The organism is bacterium (assembly GCA_023135785.1).
In the GTDB taxonomy this organism is placed as follows: Bacteria; CAIJMQ01; CAIJMQ01; order CAIJMQ01; family CAIJMQ01; genus CAZNJA01.
On the sequence record JAGLSL010000022.1, the window covers coordinates 1 to 18,332 of the forward strand.

19 protein-coding genes and 2 tRNA genes are annotated in these 18,332 nt (G+C 37.0%); 15 read left to right on the top strand and 6 right to left on the bottom strand.

Features of this window, described 5'->3' with window-relative positions; genetic code table 11:
* The 3 genes from KAS42_01965 to KAS42_01975 all read right to left on the bottom strand — a co-directional run.
* A partial coding sequence (locus tag KAS42_01965; protein MCK4904998.1) for a DUF2971 domain-containing protein occupies nucleotides 1-438 on the bottom strand: 438 nt, incomplete at its 3' end.
* A gap of 137 nt (nucleotides 439-575) precedes the next feature.
* Nucleotides 576-830, bottom strand: coding sequence for a hypothetical protein (locus KAS42_01970; protein MCK4904999.1), 255 nt, complete (start codon nucleotides 828-830; stop codon nucleotides 576-578).
* 44 nt (nucleotides 831-874) lie between these two features.
* Entirely contained in the window at nucleotides 875-2,179 is a 1,305-nt protein-coding gene (locus tag KAS42_01975; protein ID MCK4905000.1) for a glycoside hydrolase family 99-like domain-containing protein, read from the bottom strand.
* A gap of 457 nt (nucleotides 2,180-2,636) precedes the next feature.
* On the opposite strand from KAS42_01975, the gene KAS42_01980 reads away from it, so the two are divergent.
* Nucleotides 2,637-3,149, top strand: a complete 513-nt coding sequence (locus KAS42_01980) for a nitroreductase family protein (GenBank protein MCK4905001.1) — start codon at nucleotides 2,637-2,639, stop codon at nucleotides 3,147-3,149.
* 146 nt (nucleotides 3,150-3,295) lie between these two features.
* Here the strand turns inward: KAS42_01980 and uvrC are convergent, their stop codons facing one another.
* From uvrC to KAS42_01995, 3 genes are read right to left on the bottom strand one after another with little or no spacing between them, the layout of a single operon-like run.
* Complete coding sequence (gene uvrC / locus KAS42_01985) at nucleotides 3,296-5,008, bottom strand: excinuclease ABC subunit UvrC (GenBank protein ID MCK4905002.1); 1,713 nt, start codon at nucleotides 5,006-5,008, stop codon at nucleotides 3,296-3,298.
* Nucleotides 4,987-5,856 carry a polysaccharide biosynthesis C-terminal domain-containing protein gene (locus tag KAS42_01990; protein MCK4905003.1) on the bottom strand — a complete coding sequence of 290 codons (870 nt, stop codon included), beginning with the start codon at nucleotides 5,854-5,856 and terminating at the stop codon, nucleotides 4,987-4,989. Before KAS42_01990 ends, uvrC begins: the two co-directional genes overlap by 22 nt.
* Before the next feature lie 48 nt (nucleotides 5,857-5,904).
* Entirely contained in the window at nucleotides 5,905-6,546 is a 642-nt protein-coding gene (locus tag KAS42_01995; protein ID MCK4905004.1) for a hypothetical protein, read from the bottom strand.
* A 283-nt stretch (nucleotides 6,547-6,829) separates the two neighbouring features.
* On the opposite strand from KAS42_01995, the gene mtnA reads away from it, so the two are divergent.
* The 14 genes from mtnA (at nucleotide 6,830) to thpR (ending at nucleotide 18,265) form a co-directional block, all read left to right on the top strand.
* The gene (gene mtnA / locus KAS42_02000) at nucleotides 6,830-7,864 is read left to right on the top strand and encodes an S-methyl-5-thioribose-1-phosphate isomerase (GenBank protein ID MCK4905005.1); all 1,035 of its coding nucleotides are present in this window, start codon (nucleotides 6,830-6,832) and stop codon (nucleotides 7,862-7,864) included.
* Nucleotides 7,865-7,907: 43 nt separating this feature from the next.
* Entirely contained in the window at nucleotides 7,908-8,438 is a 531-nt protein-coding gene (locus KAS42_02005) for a type II secretion system protein (GenBank protein ID MCK4905006.1), read from the top strand.
* A gap of 1 nt (nucleotide 8,439) precedes the next feature.
* Nucleotides 8,440-9,738, top strand: a complete 1,299-nt coding sequence (locus KAS42_02010; protein MCK4905007.1) for an adenylosuccinate lyase — start codon at nucleotides 8,440-8,442, stop codon at nucleotides 9,736-9,738.
* A 38-nt stretch (nucleotides 9,739-9,776) separates the two neighbouring features.
* Complete coding sequence (locus KAS42_02015) at nucleotides 9,777-10,454, top strand: uracil-DNA glycosylase (protein ID MCK4905008.1); 678 nt, start codon at nucleotides 9,777-9,779, stop codon at nucleotides 10,452-10,454.
* A 122-nt stretch (nucleotides 10,455-10,576) separates the two neighbouring features.
* A tRNA-Thr gene (locus KAS42_02020) sits at nucleotides 10,577-10,649 on the top strand.
* A 192-nt stretch (nucleotides 10,650-10,841) separates the two neighbouring features.
* A complete protein-coding gene (locus KAS42_02025; GenBank protein MCK4905009.1) occupies nucleotides 10,842-11,525 on the top strand; it encodes a TIGR04255 family protein in 684 nt (227 codons plus the stop codon).
* Entirely contained in the window at nucleotides 11,525-11,950 is a 426-nt protein-coding gene (locus KAS42_02030) for a hypothetical protein (GenBank protein MCK4905010.1), read from the top strand. The genes KAS42_02025 and KAS42_02030 overlap by 1 nt, the downstream gene beginning before the upstream one ends.
* 881 nt (nucleotides 11,951-12,831) lie before the next feature.
* A complete protein-coding gene (locus KAS42_02035; GenBank protein MCK4905011.1) occupies nucleotides 12,832-13,863 on the top strand; it encodes a hypothetical protein in 1,032 nt (343 codons plus the stop codon).
* 102 nt (nucleotides 13,864-13,965) lie between these two features.
* Nucleotides 13,966-14,262, top strand: a complete 297-nt coding sequence (locus tag KAS42_02040; GenBank protein MCK4905012.1) for a transposase — start codon at nucleotides 13,966-13,968, stop codon at nucleotides 14,260-14,262.
* Nucleotides 14,220-15,122, top strand: a complete 903-nt coding sequence (locus tag KAS42_02045) for an IS3 family transposase (protein ID MCK4905013.1) — start codon at nucleotides 14,220-14,222, stop codon at nucleotides 15,120-15,122. Before KAS42_02040 ends, KAS42_02045 begins: the two co-directional genes overlap by 43 nt.
* A gap of 242 nt (nucleotides 15,123-15,364) precedes the next feature.
* The gene (locus KAS42_02050) at nucleotides 15,365-15,907 is read left to right on the top strand and encodes a hypothetical protein (GenBank protein MCK4905014.1); all 543 of its coding nucleotides are present in this window, start codon (nucleotides 15,365-15,367) and stop codon (nucleotides 15,905-15,907) included.
* A gap of 168 nt (nucleotides 15,908-16,075) precedes the next feature.
* A tRNA-Thr gene (locus tag KAS42_02055) sits at nucleotides 16,076-16,148 on the top strand.
* A gap of 231 nt (nucleotides 16,149-16,379) precedes the next feature.
* Nucleotides 16,380-17,624 (top strand): competence/damage-inducible protein A, encoded by a 1,245-nt coding sequence (locus KAS42_02060; protein MCK4905015.1) that lies wholly within the window; start codon nucleotides 16,380-16,382, stop codon nucleotides 17,622-17,624.
* 62 nt (nucleotides 17,625-17,686) lie between these two features.
* Complete coding sequence (gene thpR, locus KAS42_02065) at nucleotides 17,687-18,265, top strand: RNA 2',3'-cyclic phosphodiesterase (GenBank protein MCK4905016.1); 579 nt, start codon at nucleotides 17,687-17,689, stop codon at nucleotides 18,263-18,265.
* Nucleotides 18,266-18,332: the final 67 nt, after the last annotated feature.

Below are 18,332 nucleotides of genomic sequence, written 5' to 3' on the forward strand. Positions count from 1 at the left end.
CTTACTAAAAAAACTGCCTCTGGGTTCCGAAGAAAACTCCAAACAATAGCCCCTATGACGGTCGCTGTAATGAGCCCACATAAGCAGATTGTCATTTCTCGCCGAGAGGCAGTAGACACCTGCACGACTCAGTAGCGACTTGTACGCATCCGTCAGTCCGGCAGATCCTCGAATTTGTTTAACTATCCGTCGCGCCTCGGCTCGCCTTGAATTTCGGTCGAGGTCTGTGCGCTTAAGCAAGATGCCCTCAATTACTTTCTTAGCTTCTTCAAGTTCTTGTTTAGTTCTGCCTACAACTACTTTCGGTCGGCAGTCGAACGGGTCGTTAAACTCAAACGGATTGCAGCAGTAGATCTTGCTTTCAAGCAGGACCTCTTGGAGATATTTAGGTCTCTTAAGAGAGCCGTATTTGTAAATTCTTGAAGGTAAGTCCTTCATTACAGCTTTAGTTTAGGTGCCCAACGTTGAAGTGAGCTGCGGCCCTAATGAATGACGAATCTGTACGGCCTTTACGCTAAAGCACGGTTTACACGCCGTCAGCTCCACTGACTTGTTCGGCGAAGCCGATTCCTTTATTAACGTTTTAATTTTCGCATGATCTTTTCATGCTCTAAAAGATAGTCATAATGGTTCGCAACATCGTTTATATTCGACTTATCCAATTGTAATGCTTCATCGGGGTGCTTTTTATTCGCTTTTATGATTGCATTTTTTATCTTTTTACCTTTTCGCAACCATCTCAGAACTTCATTATCATAGCGGATTTCAGTCTGATTCCGGTCTCCAATTATTTCTTTGCTGCGAGAAAGATACTGTTCAATCAAATCCATTTATATATTCCTAGTTTAATATTATGTCAGCCGAACGTCCAAGCTCACCTGCCGCTTTGGAGCGTAGCGGAATAGCGGTCAGGTGCAGCGCCTTGTTCGCCAGCCTCCAGTTCACACTTTGCCAATAAAGTTCTTGCCGCATCACACTCGGAGGAGAACATCAATGCAGATGCTTTATTCAGGTTCTCCATCGTTTCTTGATCACCAGTGGACTGCTTCCGGAGTTTATACAACTTCACTGGAAGCCGCAGGTCATCCGGATCGAAAGGGAAGGGCTTCTCAGACTGTAGTTTCATGCGCTTCTGGATTGCTTCCAGATAACGATATCCGAAAGTTACGGTGGGCTCGACGATCGTTCCCTCACCATAGTCGTTCCAAGTAGCGATCTGGATCACCCGAGAGTTGCTCTGCCAAGCCGCTTCGAGGGTCTCCTCGAAGGTTTTCCCGTCTCGATCGTCAAGATACCCATAACTCTCATGCAAACCAGCCTCCTGGTAAATGTCGTGGAACTTTGGAAAGACTGGCGCAATAACTGATTCGCCTTGCTTGCCTCTGGCATACAGCTTGCGCAAATATTGCCGCCAAACCGCGGGGACGATCTCCCTTCCCCCATGCACGGGAGGCCAGCCGAATGCGCCGTCCGCTCCCGCTTTCTGAGAAAGATGCGACAGAGCATAAAGCAGCGGACATTTAGCCAGGCCCGATGTCATCTGCGCCCACTGTTCTTTCCTGAAATGCTGGGGCCCAAAGACGAGTATGACGGGCTTTCCGTCGACCCTCAAATATGCCTCATCACCGAACCAGTTCTGGTGAAGCCAATCCATGACTTCCGTACCATGCGCAACGTCTTCGGATTTCTTCAGAACCCTGCCTTTTATCATATGCTTGACTGTTTGGTCCTCATAACAGACGGCAAACTTGAGTCCGGCCTTCTTGAGGTACTCGAGCAGGTGTCCGGTATTGCGGTGAATCACGGCGTAGTCGTAATAACCCTTTATGCCATACCAGTCGACGATGGCGCCGTCGATCCCCGCGAACTTCATCAGCAACACATGGCATTCCAAGGCATGAGGATCGTTGGAGTCATAGGGTCCAATCAGCGGGTAGTAGTGTGAGGCCACTTCGCGCCGGCCATTCTTTTCCACTTTGTCGGGATTGAAGTGATTCATCGTCCAGTGCCATCCCCAATGTCCGCTGACAGGCTTTGAAGCATACCATGACATGTAGTGAACCAGCACAGTCTTCGGCCCATCTTCGGCGTGCAGGTGCCCTGAAACGATTAGCGATAATGCACAGCAATACAAGACGAAGAATAGACGATGTTTCATGATCAAATCCGTGGCGAACATACACCATTGAACAGTTACTCTTATTATACTTATGATAGCAGATAATTTTATATGCGTCAAAAAAAGGTCGCTGTTCCCTTTTAAGGGAACATTGATGACGCATGGTTTACAACAGGAAGATGGAAGAAAAGAGAAATATCTTCTATAGTATGATGATAATAAAAAAGATATACACAGATATAAATGGATATACAGTAGAAATATAGTGGAAATGCGGTAGAAATACATGATATATATTGTTAAATTAAAAATTAAATACTGGAAACTGTAAATCAAGGACTAGGAATAAAAACAATTTATTTCCATGTATCTCTATATATTTCTTGTCATTGCGAGCCCGAATATAATGAGGGCGTGGTAATCTCAAATAGATTGCTTCGTCGTCCCGCTTTCAGCGGGGCTCCTCGCAATGACACAAAGTGTCAGTTTTTAATTTGTTAACTAAAGGAGGTTGATTATGAACATATATGAAGCAATAAATAAAAGAAGAAGTGTGAGAGCATACCAGGATAAACCAATACCTGAAGATATTCTAACTAAAATTTTAGAATCTGCCAGGTTAGCGCCTTCGGCTAAAAATAGACAACAATTCAAACTTATAGTTGTCAAAGACAGCCAGATGCGAAAGGAATTGGTAGAAGCAGCTAATAATCAACAATTCGTGGGTGAAGCTCCGATAGTAATCGCCGCCGTCGGACTTGCCCCTGATTACAAAATGCGCTGTGATATTCCTGCCGACCCTGTAGATGTTGCCATAGCCATAGACCATGTAACCCTTGCGGCAGTAGAAGAAGGACTGGGAACTTGCTGGATTGGTTCATTCTATCAAGACAGGGTGCGAGAAGTTTTAGGAATTCCCTCTTCTTATAAAGTCGTTGAACTTCTCACATTGGGATACCCGTCAGATTCACCAAAACCAAAATCCAGAAAATCTTTAGAAGAGCTTATCTGTTACGAAAAGTTTTGTTAAAGGAAGAAAAACAAACCTCTAACCAAAAACCGTTACTCTTTGCCCACTGTCATTCCTGTGAAAGTTTACCCGCCAATCTTTCTTGGAGGGCAAGAATGACAGGAAAAGACGGGAATGACAGAAATGCCTATTTGGGTTTCTGTTTGTTAAGAGGAAGAATTTTGGACTTCTTTTTTCTTCAGTGTCTGGTAGTAAGAATGCGCGAATCTATGCGCTTCATCGCGAACATGCGCAAGGAAACGGAAAGATTCTATGCGGGGATTTAAAATTATTGTTTTAGAAGAATAAGATAGGTGGATTTTGTTCTCGCCTATTGGTCCGTATAGACCTGCCCGCTTCGCAGCGAATGGGAATCCATTTCTAACGGGCTTAGCAATTCCTATGATGGGAATATTTTCTACGCCCAATTCATTAAATACTTGTTTGGCAATGCTAACTTGTCCTTTACCTCCATCTACGAGGACTAAATCAGGCAATTTATCCTTTTCAGTAAGTATTCGCTTATATCTTCTTTCAATTACTTCCCCCATCATCATATAATCATCCGACGTATCAATGCTTTTAATCCTAAATTTTCTCCATTCGTTTTTCTTGGGAGAACCCTTCTCAAAGACAACTACGCTTCCGACCGCATTCTTCCCCATTATATTTGAAATATCTATTCCTTCTATTCTAAACGGCGCTGACGGCAAATTTAGTCTTTTTTGCAGGTCTAAAAATAAGTCCACCTGTTTGGATTTCAGAGCAACTGTTTCCAGCAATTTATATTGCGCATTATCGTTTGCCATCTTAAGCAATCTCTTCTTATCACCCCTTTGGGGAACGGAAATCTTCACAGTTTTGCCTTTGGTTTTTTTCAGCCATTTTTCCAAAAGATTCTTTTCTTTCAGAATAACCGAAACAAATATTTCATCGGGAATAAGAGAACTCAATGAATAATATTGTTCTATGAAAGATAGAACAGCTTCTTCTATTTTAGAATCTATTACCACTATCAGATTGAATTTTTCCTGCGCCGATAATTTCCCATTTCGCACCTTAAATAAAACAATTAAAGCTTTATTTTTAGCCCGCCACTGAAACTTTGGCGGACAAGCTCTCGCATAACCTATGAAATCCTGATTTTGTCCGTCTAATTTCGAAATTGTTTGAGGGGAAAACATTTTATGGATTGATTCTATTTGGTCTCTAAATTTTGCGGATTTTTCATACTCTTTAGACGCGCTCGCCTCATTCATTCTATTTTTAAGGTAAGAAAGCAACTTTTGGGTTTCCCCCGAAAGAAACATAGAAACATTTTCAATCATTTCCATATAATCTTCTTTTGAAACCTTACCCGTGCAGGGACCTACACATCTTGCAATATGATAATTAAGACAGGGTTTGCCGTTTATTTTGGTTTTCTTACAAGTCTTAAAAAGAAAAATCCTTCGCAGTAGCAATAGGGTTTTTCTTAAAGATTTTGCATCGGTATATGGACCAAAGTATTTCCCGCCTTTATCGTTTAAATCACGCGTTATATAAACAGCGGGAAAATTTTCACTTAAAGCTATTTTTATATAAGGATAATTTTTGTCATCCTTTAATATTATGTTGTATTTAGGTTTATATTCTTTGATTAGATTGCATTCAAGTATAAGCGCTTCCACTGCAGTTTGAGTGATAATGTAATCTATTGATACTGTTTTTTTCGTTAAGACAATTTCTTTGCCGGAAAAAGTCGAATTTTGAAAATGCGACTTTACTCTCTTTCTTATATTCTCTGCTTTGCCTACATAAAGTTCATTATCATCTTTATCCTTGAAGATATATACCCCGTTTGAGATGGGAAGTGTTTTTATCTTCTTCTTAATTTCCACAACAGCGACTCCTTCAAGGACATAACTTCAGGAACCTTCAGATAATAACAAGCAATGAAGTAACCGGCTGAACTAACTATTGTTATTGATAAAACTGTAAATATTTTTCTTAACGTGTTTGAATCCATAGAATAAAAGTAATTAGTTCCCAAAAAAAGAAAAACACTCATAACACAGGAAGCAATTATTATTTTAAAAATGTACGGATAAATAGTAGAAATGTTTATCTGACCCAGATGTTTTTTTAAATAATATATCAGCAAAATAAAATTAAGAATAGAAGCTAAAGATGTAGCTAAAGCCAGCCCTCCTGCCTGCATTGATTTTATAAGAACCCAGTTAAGAATTATATTGACTCCAACCGCTACCATTCCAATATTTAGGGGAGTGCGCATATCTTTTAATGCATGAAATGTCGAAGCCGAAATCCGCGCTCCTGCAAAAGAAGCCAATCCTACTGTATAAAAAATGAGAGCAAAATATGTAGAATTAGTTGCGGCAAATGTAAACTGACCTCTTTGGAATAACATATTTATTACCGGCTTGCCAAAAACAATAAGAGCAAAGGAAGAAGGAATAATAACTAGTCCTATCAATTTTAAGGAATAAAAAAGAGTGTTTTTTACCTTCTCTATTTCTTTATCAACTGCATGAGAAGCCAAAGTTGGGAAAACCGCTTGAGCTATTGATATTCCAAAAAGAGCAAGTGGAAACTGAATTAATCTATTGCTATACCAAAGAGCCGAAATGCCTCCTGCAGGTAAAGTGGAAGCGAAAATTTTATCTATCAATAAATTTATTTGTACAATCCCAACCGCCAAAAGCGCAGGCCCCATAAGTTTAAACATTCTCCTTATTGCCGGAGAATTCCAATCAATTTTCAAAGAATACTTGAATTATCTTTTAACAAGCACAGGAAGTTGCACAACCATATGCAAAAATCCACCCGCTACGACGCCCCAGGAGAGAGGTGTAATGTAACCTGCCAATTTTTCCCTGAATATCAGCGCTACGGATATAACAGAAAGGTTAAAAAAAAGTGGAGCTAAAGAAGGAATAAAGAAATGCCCCATTGAATTAAGCATAGCCATAAATATTGCCTGCAGACAGATAAATATTACAAATGGAAGCATTATTCTTAAATTCGTTACTGCGATTTCTTGGGAAGCAGGGGAAAAACCAAAAGCTATGAATTTAATAATAAGGGGAGCTAATACTATACCCGCAAAGGTTAGAATTACAAGTAAAATAAAAGTTATATTTATGGTAGAAGAAGCCATCTTCCACGCGCTCTCTTTACCTTGTTTCTTATAACTTTCAGAAAACAAGGGTATAAATGCTGAAGAGAGTGCTCCTTCTCCAAAGAACCGTCTTGCAAAATTAGGAATTGCCAGAACTAAAAAAAAGATATCCCGTAAACTGTCTGTTAAAAAATATGCAATAAGAGAATCTCTTAATAATCCAAATGTTCTTGAGATAGATATCCCAAAAGAAACAATTCCTGCGTTTCGGCCGATGTTGTCGGAAGTATTTTTCATTGTTTTATGATTAGACAAGTTATGCTAACATATCTTATATATCTGCTCAATATATCACAAAGAGACTAGTCGGAAATACAAAAATAAAAATCTAAATATTTTGTGTAGTTGTAAATTATTATAGTCTTTAGTCAAAAGAAATTGTCTTTGACAAAGCCCCATTAGAAATAAAGCTATGACATTAAAACACTTATGGAAAAATATAGTACAAATAAGAATTGAAAATCCCCAAATTTCTAACGGGGTAAATTTATGATAAAATGCGAAACTTGGAGAAACTAAAATGCCTTCTACCCCAATAGAATGGAAAAATAATAAGGTCAAAATAATCGACCAGAGCCTGCTACCCAACAAGCTCAATTACATCTACATCGAAACCTGTGGAGAAATGTTCGATGCAATAAAAAACTTGAAAATAAGGGGTGCGCCTGCTCTAGGCATAGCTGCGGCTTTCGGGCTGTATTTGGGAATCAAAGATTTTAAAACAACAAGTTTTAAACGGTTTGAAAAGAAACTGAACGAAGTCATAAAACGCTTAAGCAATTGTCGCCCTACCGCACGCAATTTGTTCTGGGCTCTTGAAAAACTCAAAGATAAAGTCGACCAGTTGAAAAAATATCCGATAGACAGCATAAAAGGCGCTCTTTTAGAAGAAACGCTTAAGATACAAATGGAAGACAATAAAACCTGCCAGCTCATCGGAGAAAAAGGCGCCAATCTCATAAAAGACGGCGATACGATACTTACTCATTGTAATGCCGGCGGACTTGCCACATCCGGTTACGGAACAGCATTGGCAGTAATATTTAAAGCCAAAGAACAGGGCAAAAAAATAAAAGTGTATGTTGGCGAAACAAGACCTTTGCTTCAAGGAGCAAGACTCACCTGTTGGGAACTTCTTCAAGAAAAAATCGATGTTACTCTTATATGCGACAACATGGCAGGTGAAGTAATGAAAGAAGGAAAAATAAAGAAAGTTATAGTAGGAGCCGACAGAATAGCTCTAAACGGCGATGTTGCCAACAAAATAGGTACTTATTCTCTCGCTGTTTTAGCCAGTTTTCACAATATCCCCTTTTATGTCGCTGCGCCTATATCGACTTTTGACCCCAAAATAAGAAAGGGAGAAGACATACCAATTGAACAAAGAGAAGCAGGCGAAATAGAAAATTTTGCAGGCAAAAGAACCGCCCCTAAAGGTGTTAAGGTTTATAATCCGGCTTTTGATGTTGTGCCAAATTCCTTGATTACTTGCATAATAACCGAGAAAAAATTAGTTTATCCTTCTTATAGAAAGAATATAAAAAAAGTGTTATAAATAAAAAATGATTACACGGATTACTAATTGAGGGGGAATAAAAATGCTAAGAAGAATTTTAAAATCCAAAGTGGGGTTTACTCTCACTGAATTATTATTAGTAACTTCTATATTGGGAGCTGTATCTCCTGCCGCATACATCGGAGTAAAAAACAAAGCATATGAAATCAGTTGCATGAACAACTTAAAACAAATCGGCACAACACTTCAAATGTTCGAATTGGAACAAGGGACATTACCCAATGCGAAATTTTTCCCGAAAAATCCCAACACCGACCCAGGAAGCATTAAAGTTGTTCTCCAAAATTACGGGATGCCAAATGAAATATTTATTTGCCCAACGGCACCCCAGCAATTAAAAGATTTGGGTTTAACTTATTTATGGAACGATGAAGTGAACGGGAAAAGTTTATTTTCAATCCAAAATCCTTCGCAAACATGGTTAATGGTAGATATGACTGCTGCCTATGAAAAAGCAACATCCCATAGGAACGGATACAATATACTTTATGCAAATTTTCAGGTAAACTGGAGTGCTTCTCCTCCATTCAATCCTAAAACCGTGGAGAAATAAAATGATTGAAAGATATACTCTTAAAGAAATGGGCGATATCTGGAATGAAAAAAACAGATACACAAAATGGCTGGAAGTAGAATTAGCGGCTTGCGATGAAATGCAAAAAGAAGGATTGGTACCAAAAGGAATCGTTGGAAAGATAAAGAAAAAAGCAAAAATAAATCTTGACCTGATCCACGCTTTTGAAAAATCAAATAATCACGAAGTTATCGCCTTCCTGGATTCATTGGCGAAAATGGTAGGCGATGAAGCAAAATATATACATTTAGGATTGACCTCTTCAGACATAATGGACACAGGACTTGCTCTGCAAATGAAAGATGCAAGTAAAATCATACTGAAAGATTTAGATGTTTTAATAACGATATTAAAGAAGCAGGCATTGAAGCATAAAAACACAGTAATGATAGGACGAACTCACGGCATCCATGCTCAACCTATTACATTGGGCTTAAAGTTTGCGTTATGGTGGGAAGAAATAAAGAGAAACAGGCTAAGATTTAAAAACGCTATGGAATCAATAAGTTACGGAAAAATTTCAGGCGCTGTGGGAACGTTTACTCATACTTCGCCAAAATTGGAAGAATCTACCCTAAATAAATTGGGCTTAAAACCGGAGCCAATTGCCACGCAAGTTGTCCAAAGAGACAGACACGCTGAATTTCTCCTAACATTGGCTTTAATATCTTCATCAATAGAAAAATTCGCGTTAGAAATAAGACACCTGCAACGAACAGAAGTGCGCGAAGCCGAAGAACCTTTTGGTAAAACTCAAAAGGGCTCTTCAGCTATGCCTCATAAACGAAATCCGATTCTGTGCGAAAGGATATGCGGTTTGGCAAGAATAATAAAATCAAACGGAATAGTATCTTTAGAAAATATTCCTCTGTGGCACGAAAGAGACATTTCGCATTCTTCCGCAGAAAGAGTAATCATCCCGGATTCTTGTATTCTTATCGACTACATTCTGCAAAAATTTATCTTTGTAATTGAAAATTTATCTATATTCCCTGCAAGGATGAAACAGAATTTGGCGATAAGCGGAGGACTCATTTACTCACAGAAAATAGTTACGGCGCTCATAAATAAAGGAATGGATAGAGAGAAAGCATACAATGTGGTCCAAAAACATGCTTTAGAAAGTTACGACACAAAAAAAGATTTTAAATCCTTGATTTGTAAAGACAAAGAAATAAACAAACGCATAAGTAAAAAAGAGTTAGATGCATGCTTTTATTTCTCATCTCTTCTTAAAAATGTAAACAAAATATTTCAAAGATTGGGCATTGAAAAATAGGTAAAAAAGTGGAAGAAAAAAATAACTCAACACATCCTTTGGATAATATTGTAAAAGAGATTAAAGCCTGCAAGAAATGTCATCTTGCGAAAACCCGCACAAATGCCGTTCCTGGCGAAGGGGATAAACAAACAGAAATTATCTTCATAGGCGAAGCGCCCGGACGCAATGAAGACATTCAGGCAAAGCCCTTCGTGGGACAAGCGGGAAAAATCCTTGATAATCTTCTCAGAGAAATAGGTCTTGATAGAAAAAAAGTATATATAACAAATATCGTGAAATGCCGTCCTCCCGAAAATCGCGACCCGCAACCGGAAGAAATCAACACCTGCATACCTCACTTATTTAAACAGATAGCAGCCATTAAACCAAAAGTTATATGCACATTGGGAAGATTTGCCTTTGCAGAAATTATGGAAAGAAAAGTATTTATTAGCTCCGAACACGGCAGACCATTTAAAACAGAACATGGAAACAGAATCGGTGAAGGAATAAATGTTTTCCCTCTTTATCATCCTGCTGCGACTTTGCACCAACCAAACTTGATGAGTGCTTTAAAAGAAGATTTTGCAAAACTGCATCAATTTTTAATCTCGCCCCCACCCGAAGAAAAAGAAGTTTCAAAAGTAAAAGAAAATCCGCTTGCTTCTGTGTACAACAAAAAACAGACAAAGGACCAAACAGAGAAAAAAGACAAACAATTAGGACTTTTTTAATTAGAACACAGTTCTAATTATCAAATAAACAAATCTCCCCAAAGCAAAAACCTCTAAATTAAGCTATAATATTCTCGTATTTTTGCTATAAACTATATACTATGGACTATCAACTATATTATGCCGAGATAGCTCAGTTGGTAGAGCAGGGCATTCGTAATGCTAACTGAAGAAATTTCAAGCTATCTCTCAGCATATCGAATCCCATTCAAGCATCGCTATTTAGTTGCTCTTCTTATTTGCACCAATTTGCATGAATTTGTATCAGTTTGCACCTATTATGGACACCTATTGGACACCAGTTAGTTAAGTTTTGGGTTGAGTTCTGTTGTAGTATATGGTAGATTTGCGTATATTTCTAAAAGTATGTAAAATGTAAACAATCAAATGCCACAATTTAAGAATCCCCCCGTAAGAGAGGTTGTCTTTGAGGTCAGATTTCCTGCGGAATTATCCATTGAGTGTAAGAAAGACGAATTCTACGAAAAGATAAGGAAAATTTTCCCCAGTATATTTATTCCCAAAACCATAGCCACAGAAGCATATGCTGTGGAACCTTATCAATTTAAAAATCTCGGAGGAACTAAAATAATACGTTTTTCAATTAACCAATATGCCTTTATTACTAAACAATATGAAAGCTATAAAGTCTTCAAACAAGAATGTTTAGAATATATGAATCTTTTCTTTAAGATATATAATATTACCCGTTTCAAAAGAATAGGTCTTAGATATATTAACCATATTCCGATATCCCACGATGACAAGGGTATTCCTATAGCAAAATATCTTAATTTTGGATATAAGTTGCCTAAAGTTATTCCTAATGAGTTTAGCTTATTTTCTTCAATGTTTGTTACTAAGCTGGGAAGTGGCAAGTTGAGAACAGTAGTTCAATATGAACCGCACTTAGAAAAAATCATTGTTCTTGACTTTGACTATTTTTTAGAAAGAGATCTTGTTGCTAATAAATTGCAAAAATATTTAGAAGATTCTCATCGATATACAGAGAAAGTTTTCTTAAGCATAATTACAGACAAATATAGGAAAATTATTGAGGGGGATAAATAATGCCTAATGGACATGTTATTGAGGCAGACGGAAAGAAACTCGAATATATGGGATTTAGACAATCGTCTACTGATTATCAGAATGCTAATCCACCACCTTCTATATTAGAAATACAGGAACAATGGAATTTTACAGAAACAGAGGTAGTTAGTGCCGGTTCAACCTCTATGATAGATGTATTCATAGAACTACTTACCTCTATTCCTGAGGTTGTCAAAATAGTAACCCTCAAGAAAAAACGGAATGTCCTTTCCCTATGGACTGTTCTGTCAAAAGATAAAGTAGAAACATACAAAAGAGTATTTAAAATGCAAAGACAATTTAGAAGACAATTTAGAAATGTAGAGTTTGATTTCTTTGTTCTTACAGATAAACAAATAGGTATTATTCCCCCAGATTTTAGTTTAGTGTTTACAAAAGAGTAGACTAAATTATGCCTTTCAAAGAACAACATTTGCAGCAAGTTAAACATAATGAAGCTTTTATTGAGAACCTTAAAAGGAGCAATGATTTCTATAGTTGGCAAATTGTAGGTTTGTTCTATTCCGCATTACATTACATAGAGGCATTTTTAGCTAAAAAAGGGAATCATTCCTTCAGTCATGAAAATCGTCATAATAGGATGGACACTCTAGGTTTAGTCGACGACGATTTCCGAGGTTCCTATGACTGTCTTTCTAATTGGGCACGAATGGCAAGATATGATTGTAAACACTTTAATGAACTCAAAGTGAATTTAATGAGAATAGAATATAAAAAGGTTAGGAAATACATAGATCAGCAGAGTATATAGCTCATAATCGAACACCAAAGCTTCTAATTTCACCACTTTTAATTCCGAATCTCCTCCTGCCGGTTTTCCATAGAAGAAAACTTATTATTTTAGATTATGTTGTATGCAACTTTTTACAACTCTTTCAGCGATTTTTTCCGAGGCTATAAAAAGAGTTTTCCGCCACCTATAATAGGACATTATCCTGAGTTTTTTCACACCTTAAAAAAGGGTATATCAAGTAAGAGTTTTTGTTAGCTTATAATAGCCGTTTTTCCCTCAAATTTCCCTCAAATCTCGCTCAAAAAAGAAAACCTGTAAAACAGGACAAAACAGGCTAAAAACCGGTATTTGTTTTACAAATTCTTACTGTTTATTGTAAAACAATAAATAATAATTCTGTAGTTTTCTGTAGTTTTACTAGGGAATATATCCTTATAAAAAACTGTAACTTTGCTAATTTCCGAAAAAGAGATAGAATACTTATAGTTTGAGTAATAGAGGTTTTCTATCTAAAAAAGATAGGAGAAGACTATGAATAGAAAAACTTCCAAAACTATTGACAACATAATGCTTGTGTTGTTTATGATGTGTTTATCACTCCACGCTTTTGCTCAAAGTAGTCAATGGACAAAAGTTGAGATACCCAATATATGTTCATTCGAAATACCAGAACAAATGGAGATACAGGGAGAGAATTACAAAGCTCTTACCGATTCATTGCAGGAAAAATATCTTAAAGTATCACCCTCATTAGATAAAGTTTTAATACAACAAAAAGGACTTAACGAGCTTAATAAAGAAGCTTTCAAATTATATGCACGAATAATGATTGAGACTCAGATAACTCCACCAGGTGAGGCAGAAGCACTAACTACTCCTCTTCAATTTTCTGATTCTGAACTTCAGGAATTTGAAGAGCTCTTTAAGCAAGGAATTTTAGAAGAATTTAAAAAATTCTCTACCCCAATGCGTTTACTGAAGTTGGAACCTGTGCAGATTGAGAAAATAAATGGAATAGATGTAATTACAATACAATATCGTAGACAATTAAAACAAAATATTCCTGTAGTGGTTAAAGTTTATTTTTTTAATAATTATGACCGAATGCATATTATTACAATGTCCTATCGAGAAACGGAAGCAAAAATATGGAAACCACTATATTCCAAGATTATATTAAGTTTTGAATTTTATGATAGAAAACCAGTAGACATAAAAGTCAATAATTCCATAGCAAATGCTCAAGGCATAGATAGTTACAAAAATGCATTAACAACACTATATGGCAATGATTGGCTTCTCACTTTGATTTTATCTGTTATTCTTACCTGGGGAGTCGGGTTAACACCCCCTTTAATCGTCCGGTATTTAATTTTCCGTCGGCCACTAAGCAAAATTGCTTCAATAATATTTTGCACTATCCAGGGTTTTTGTAATTTAATTATATTTGTAAGCTTAGGTAGCGAGAGCAAAACTCACTTTGCTTTGTTTCTCATTGCTTTAGCATCATATTATATTATTCACAAGGGGTGGAATAATGTAAAAGTGTCACCCAAAAGATAATGAAAAAAGAAAGTTTTCGGACACTTATAAAAAGGGACTTTTTGAGCTAACCCGAGTTTAACGGACACTAAAAAACGGGTACAATACCCGAGGAGGTGTCCGATGGGAAAGGTAGGAAGATATCCGAAAGAGATTAAGATTGAAGCAGTTAGACTTTTTAATTTGGGCGGTAAGCCTGTTAGTGAATTAGCCATGGAGTTAGGCATAAAGCGTACTTTGCTTTATCGTTGGAAAGACCAGCTTGAGGAAAAAGGAGAAGCAGCTTTTTTAGGATCAGGCAGGCCAAAGCTAGAGCAATTGAGTGAGAATGCACGACTTAGGAGAGAACTCAAAGAAGTAACTGAAGAGCGCGATATATTAAAAAAAGCGGCAGCGTACTTTGCAAAGGACCTCAAGTAAAGTACGCTTTTATTGAAAAAAACAGCAATCAACATGGGGTCAAAAGAACATGTAATGTCCTAAAGGTCAGCACTAGTGGTTATTATGCCTGGAAAACAAGGCCACTAAGCAAAAGAAAGTTATTTGACAATCGTTTGATTGCAGAGATTAGGCAAGTTCATGTTGCTTCAAGAGAAAATTACGGTGCAATCAAAACATGGAAGGCTCTTAAGATGAACGGTATTTTCTGCGGTAAACACCGAGTTGCACGGCTTCGTAAAATCAACGGTATTGCGAGCAAACGTCGTAAACGGTTCAAAATTACAACATTATCAAAGAATACCGAGTGGATAGCGCCAAACCGATTAAATCGTTGCTTCCAAGTTACGAAACCAAACAAAGTATGGGTTGGTGATGTGACTTTTATAGCAACACGAAACGGATGGTTGTATTTGGCGATATTATTAGATTTATATTCACGTAAAGTAATCGGTTGGTCAATGTCTGTTAGAAACAACAGAGAATTAGTTCTTAACGCACTTAATATGGCTTTAAGAAACCGTAAGCTTCAATCGGAAATATTACATCATACAGATCGCGGCAGCATTTATGGTTCAGATGATTATCGAAATAAATTAATTGCATCCGGCCTTGTGCCAAGTATGAGCCGAAAAGGCGATTGTTACGATAATGCAGTAGCCGAAAGCTTTTTCAGTACATTGAAGAATGAGCTGATCTACGGACAAAGATTTATGACAAGAGATCAAGCAAGATCAGAAATATTTAAATTTATAGAGATCTTTTATAATCGACAGAGGCTACATCAAGCGTTAAACTATGTTACTCCGGAGGCGATGGAGTTAGCGGTGTCTCATAATTAATATGTCCGTTAAACTCGGGTTAGCTCATTTCCAACACCCTAAAAGGGCATATTAAGCCCGATTTTTTGTTAGCCTATAATAGCTGTTTTACCTCAAATCTCTCTCAAAACCCTGTCAAATCCTGTCATATAGAAATGTTATTGAAAACCTTAACAAAACTTAACATTCAGCTGCAGAAGTTCAGAAACATAATGGAAAATAGTAGTCATAGTAGTATGGGGGGTATTGGGAGGAGATTAAATATGATAGCGATGATTGTAAGTGTCATAGTTAGTTTTTTTGTAAGAACTTGGAAAGTAATTGTAAGCATATTTATGCTTACAAGTTTAAAGAATAAGTTCAGCAGCTTGCCCGGGACAATACGGATGATTATTACGGCAATTTTGGCTTTGGTACCTTCAGGGCTTATTGCAATCGCGGTGTATGCTAAATATACTTCTTATTTAAATAATATCGGTAGCATGCCTGGAGTTATTGAATATTTTGTAATAGCGCTGATTTCATTATTTGGGATAATAATTTTGGGGATATTTTGGTTTATTATCCATAGAATTTTAACGATGAGAGACCCTATTGCGGTTACAAAAGATGGGGTTATAATTACGGGTAGAGCGGGCAAGAAAGCTATGGGGCATTTATCTAATGCCGGGAAAACTTTTGGAAATAAAACTATAAAAGGAACGGGAAGTGGATTTAGAGGTTTAAGAGGTGCTATTAGCAAAATATCAAGAAGTACGTGGACATTTGCTAAAAAAATTGTTTGGTGGAGGAAATTAAAACAATAGACAAACCTAAATACACAACACTAATTTTCTTAAAAAATAGGCATTGTATTCCTTGCAACAACTTTTTACAATCCTTTTTCTTCCCCAAAGCAAAAACCTCTAAATTAAGCTATAATATTCTCGTATTTTTGCTATAAACTATATACTATGGACTATCAACTATATTATGCCGAGATAGCTCAGTTGGTAGAGCAGGGCATTCGTAATGCTCAGGTCGCCAGTTCGACTCTGGCTCTCGGCTCTGGAAATAAACAAATCCGAAATTTGAATATCGAAATTCGAAACAAATTCAAAATTATAATGTCCAAATTTCCCCGATAAATTAGAATAATTTCCGGGACTAAGTCCTCGGAATTTCTCTGAAATTCCAGAGGGTCAAAACTTGTTGTTTCTGTCATTTGAATTTTGGTTATTCGGTATTGTTTCGTGCTTCGGGTTTAGTGCTTCGAATTTCCGAACAAAGTGAGGATATATGTCCGCAGAAATTATAAATGTAGGTGATGAGCTTTTAAACGGGGAAACAGTAAATACAAATGCTGCTTATTTAGCCGCGAAACTTCAGGAATTTGGCATAGAACTTCACTATCAGACTACTGTCGGCGATGATTCTTTGAGGATACAAAAAAATCTTAAAAGAGCGCTTTCCCGCTCGTCCATTATAATTATTACAGGCGGACTGGGCCCAACCAAAGACGATATTACTAAAAAAGTCGTGACCGATGTTTTAGGAAAACAACTGGTATCACACGAACCCACTCTTTCCAAAATACACAATAAACTTAAAGATTTGACATCCTCAATAAGCAAGACAAACGAAAAAGTAGCACTATATCCCGAAGGAGCGCAAATTATCGATAATCCGATAGGAACCGCTCCCGGAATTATAATCTCCGAAAACGGAAAAAGAATAATTCTTCTGCCGGGTGTCCCTAAAGAGCTAAAAGCTATTACTGAAAGAAATGCAATTCTTTGTTTTTCCCAAAGCAGAGAAAAAAATTATGTAATTAAACATCAAATACTCAAAGTATGGGGAACACCAGAAGCAAAAGTCGGTGAAGTGCTTGAAGACATTATGGGAGAAAATAAAAATCCTCTTGTAGGTCTGCGCGTAGATGTAGAAGAAGGAGTTAAAGTCAGCATTACAGCAAAAGGAGGCTCTGTAACAATCGCTCAAAAACTTATAGAAGATATGGAAAATATCGTTAAACAGAAACTTGGCGATGCCGTATATGCTACAGGAGAAACATCTATGGAGAAAGTCATAGGAATGCTGCTTTCCATAAACAAAAAAACTATTGCTATAGCCGAATCAATAACCGGCGGATTAATTTCAAAAAAAATTACGGATATTCCGGGAAGCTCAAATTATTTCTTGTCAGGTATGGTGACTTATTCCAATGAATCCAAAATAAAAGATTTAAAAATTCCTGAAGAATTAATTAAAGAAAACGGAGCAGTAAGCGAACAAGTCGCAAAAGCAATGGCATTAGCTGTAAAGAATATATCCTCCGCCAATATAGGGTTGTCTACTACAGGGATTGCAGGACCATCAATCGGAACAACCAACAAATCTCTGGGACTTGTTTTTATCGGATTGGCAACCGACAACAAGGGGTGTCAAGTAGAAAAATATCAGTTTTCCGGCACGCGTTCTATGATTAGGACCAAAACCGCTCAAACCGCTTTGGACATGGTGAGAAAATATTTAATTACATGAATAATTGGAAATTGGATATTAGAAATTAGGAATTTAATTTTAGTCGAGCGAAGTGAGACAAAATGCGTTGCTTTATAGCTATCCCTTTACCTAAATACACTCACGAAGAACTTTCCAAAATACAAACTCAATTAAAAGAAGTCTCAGCAGATATTAGATGGGTGAAAATTGAAAATATACATCTTACTTTAAAATTTTTGGGTGAAGTTGATGAATCAAAAATCAAAACAATTTCTGAAGAATTAAAAAAAACAGTCAGAGAACATACAAGTTTTGAATCCTGTATTGGAAAACTCGGAACATTCCCTACTCTATTAAATCCTAAAATAATCTGGATAGGTATAAGAAAAAATGAAGATAAGATAAATAAATTACAACAGGCAATAGAAAAGATTATGGAACCATTAGGATTAAAGAAAGAAACACGCGCATTTTCCTCCCACCTTACACTGGGAAGAGTGCGAAGCAAAAAGAATATCCAAAAGTTAACAGAGAAAATAAAAATACTATCTTTGCCGCAATTTAAACCCATTACAGTAGATAGAATTGTCCTTTTTCAGAGCATACTAAAATCATCTGGAGCAGAATATAATATTTTGGACGAATTTAATCTCAAAGTTGTCCGCCACTCCCACCATTAAAGATTGGCGGGCAAGAATAATTGGCGAGACAAACCGCGCCACAGTTTCAATGGCGGGTTGAATCTTA